The organism is Streptomyces torulosus (assembly GCF_001419765.1).
GTDB classification, from domain to species: domain Bacteria; phylum Actinomycetota; class Actinomycetes; order Streptomycetales; family Streptomycetaceae; genus Streptomyces; species Streptomyces torulosus.
Genome location: NZ_LIRK01000733.1, coordinates 1 through 3,139, shown reverse-complemented (window position 1 = coordinate 3,139; position 3,139 = coordinate 1). Strand labels below are relative to the sequence as shown.

Here is a 3,139-nt window from a genome sequence, read left to right as displayed (position 1 = left end):
TACTGTACCTCGTCGCCGCCCGCGGTGAGGATCGCTAGGGACGCCGAATCGTGCACCCTCGCGGAGAGTTCCGCCAGGTGCGGGGCGGCGACGAGGTGCAGTACACGGCGCGGGTCGCCACCAGCCGGATCATGAGCGTCAACATCACCCTCGGCACACGGTTCCCCGCGTACGCCACGTCCCTGGGCCGCGTGATGCTCGCCGGGCTCCTCCCGGAGGTCTCCCTCCCCGAACGCCTCATCCCGCTGACCCCGCGTTCCGTCACGGACCCCCGGGAACTCCTCACCGTCCTCGAACGCGTCCGCACCGACGGCTACGCCCTCGTCGACGGCGAACTGGAGGAGGGCCTCCGCTCCATCGCCGTCCCCGTCCACGACCGCGACGGCCGCGTCACCGCCGCCGTCAACGTCGCGATGCACAGCAGCCGACGATCGGTGGAGCAGTGCGTGGAGGAGATCCTGCCGGAACTGCGCGCGACGGTGCACCGGATCGAGAGCGAGCTCCGGGTGGCAGGCATGTTCCGCCGGGTGGCCGGCGTCTGACGCGTACGGGCCGGCGTCTGACGCGTACGGGCCAGCGTACGACGCGTACGGGCGGGCGTCATGGCCCGGCCTTCGGCTGCGGTGCGAACACTGTGCGCCCGCTTCCTCGCCCGTACGCACCCTGCGAATGCCGTGCGCTACGGTGGCCGCCACCAGCCGTCGACACGAGAGGAACCGGCGATGCCAGCCGAGCAGCAGGGCTTCCAGTCGGTGTGGACCCGCCCCCGGACCGGCCGGGAGCAGCCCGCGCTGAGCAGGGAACACATCGTGTCCGAGGCGCTGCGACTGCTCGACGAGGAGGGCATCGACGCCCTCAGCATGCGCAAGCTCGGCGGCCGGCTGGGCGCGGGCGCCACCTCGCTCTACCGTCACGTCACCAACAAGGACGAGCTGATCGAACTGGCCGTCGACGAGGTCTACGGCGAGATCGAGGTCACCGCCTCCCCCGACCCCGCCACCTGGCGCACGGACACGGCCCGGTGCGCCCACAGCCTGCGCGCGACGATCCTGCGCCACCCCTGGCTCGCCTCCGTGCTCGGCGAGATGGGCATGTCGTACCTCGGCCCCAACTGGATGCGCATCTCCGAGGCCATGCTGAAACTGCTGACCACCGCCGGTTTCCCGGCCGACGAGGCGGACCGTGCCCTCGGCACCCTCGTCGCGTACGTCACCGGCATGGCCACGAGCGAGGCCGCCTGGCTCACCGTCCTCGCCCGCAGCGGCCAGGACGAGCAGACGCTGGTCGAGCGCCTGTGGCCGGCCGCCGAGGAGGCCGCCCAGGACTATCCGCTGCTGCGGGAGGGCTACGCCGAACAGCGCGGCGCGGACCCGCGGACCGCGCGGGAGGAGGGGTTCCAGTACGGGTTGGAGCGCGTACTGGACGGGTTGGCGACGCGACTGCCGTAGCCGCGCCGCCCACCCCGTGACGAACGTCTTACCCGTTGACGCCCGTGTAGCGGCTGAGGCTCCAGTTCCACAGCAGCCGTGACAGGACGAAGGCGACGAGGCCGATGAACGGCGCGGCCACCGCGAGCGCCCGCGGTACGCCCATGTCACCGCCGTGGCCGGTCAGTACCCCGGCCGGGAAATAGGCGATGAAGGCGAGCGGCACGACGAAGGTGAACGCGGCGGAGGCGACCTTCGGCAGGATGCTCAGCGGGTAGCTGCCGAAGGTGCCCATCAGCTCCTCCAGCCACTGGGCCCAGTACGAGGTGGCCGGGAAGTGGAACGCGGCGGCGGCGAGCGCCGTGAACAGCGCGGCCTCGACGAGCATCCCGCCGAGAACCCCCGCCACGACGTACGCGATCCGCCCCGCCGTCCAGTCCAGCGAGCTCCGCTGGAGCGCGGCGGCGAACAGCCCGACCGCGACGACCAGGTCACCGATGGCGTTGACGGGGAAGAAGGCGAGTTGGACCTGCCGGTACACCGGCATGGGCCGGATCAGGCAGGGGTCGACGATCCCCTCCTGGACGAGGACGTTCATGTACTGGATCCGGCCGAGGAACAGCACGTACAGCCCGTGGGCGAGCATCCGCATGCTCGCGATCAGCAGGACGTCGGAGCTGGACCAGCCGCCGAGCCCGGGGAACCGGGTGAGCAGCACCGAGGCGAAGACGATGATCGAGACCTGCCAGATCGCCCCGATGGCGACCCCCATCAGGAACTCGCCCCGGTACTCCAGCCGCGCCTTGAAGTTGAGCTTGGTGATCCGCCAGACGACGCGGGCGGCACGGACCCCACGCACGGACGCGGTAGGGCCCCCACTGGTGGACGGTGTGGTCATGGTCATCCTCCCTGGGCCACGACACGTCGGCCGGCCATGTCCCACAGCCGACGGGTGAGCAGGGCGAGCAGCACGATCCACACCCCTTGGATCGCCATCTGCCCGAACGCGTCACCGACCCCGATACGGCCGACGTAGATGGAGAGCGGCACGCCGAGGGTCGCCTGGAACGGCAGGAACGCGCTGAGGGTGATGAACCAGTCCGGGAAGTACCACAGCGGCGCGTACACGCCGGAGAGCAGGTTCTGGGCGAAGACGAGGATGAGGAGGGCCGACTCGTTGCGCAGCGTCCAGAAGCACAGCAGGTCGACGAGCATCATCACGTAGTACAGGACGAGTTGACCGAGCAGCATGCTCACGACGAAGACCGCGGCCACCTCGACGGAGGCGGGCGGGGCGACGACCCCGGCGTCGAGGCAGAGCACGTAACCGCCGAGCACCCAGCCGAAGCCGTACACCTGGTCGCCGAGGGCGCGGAGCGCGTAGTAGCGCTGGGGCCGCATGGGCCGTAGGTACCAGTAGACGATCGTGCCGAAGTGCAGATGCTGGATGACGGTGTCGCGCCCGGCACGCCGGTCCAGCCCCCGGATCCGGCCCGCCAGCACGGCGAGTACGGCGTATCCGACGGCCTGGGTCTCGTCGAGCCCGGCGCTGGAGCCGGTGTTCGCGTACAGGCCCCGCCAGAGGTAGACGACCAGACAGACCTGCACGAACAGGCGTACGGCGGTGGCGGTCATCCGGGGCGGGGCGAGGAACTCACCCCGAGGCGTGATCGAGGCGACGCGCCGGAGGCGGGAGAGGGTGGGGGTGGAGG

At 70.7% G+C, this 3,139-nt stretch carries 3 protein-coding genes and 1 pseudogene; 2 read left to right on the top strand and 2 right to left on the bottom strand.

Translation table 11 applies throughout. From position 1 onward, the window contains the following. Positions 1 to 83: 83 nt before the first annotated feature. Together AOK23_RS38725 and AOK23_RS38720 are read left to right on the top strand one after the other, a co-directional pair. Positions 84 to 542, top strand: a pseudogene (locus tag AOK23_RS38725) (IclR family transcriptional regulator domain-containing protein); the annotation flags it as partial. 180 nt (positions 543 to 722) lie between these two features. Then, complete coding sequence (locus AOK23_RS38720; RefSeq protein ID WP_055717150.1) at positions 723 to 1,448, top strand: TetR/AcrR family transcriptional regulator; 726 nt, start codon at positions 723 to 725, stop codon at positions 1,446 to 1,448. 28 nt (positions 1,449 to 1,476) lie between these two features. Here AOK23_RS38720 and AOK23_RS38715 read toward each other — a convergent pair whose 3' ends face one another. Beyond that, on the bottom strand, positions 1,477 to 2,325 hold the full coding sequence (locus tag AOK23_RS38715) for an ABC transporter permease (protein ID WP_206336413.1): 849 nt from the start codon (positions 2,323 to 2,325) through the stop codon (positions 1,477 to 1,479). Positions 2,326 to 2,327: 2 nt separating this feature from the next. Next, entirely contained in the window at positions 2,328 to 3,098 is a 771-nt protein-coding gene (locus AOK23_RS38710; protein ID WP_055717152.1) for an ABC transporter permease, read from the bottom strand. Positions 3,099 to 3,139 lie beyond the last annotated feature (41 nt).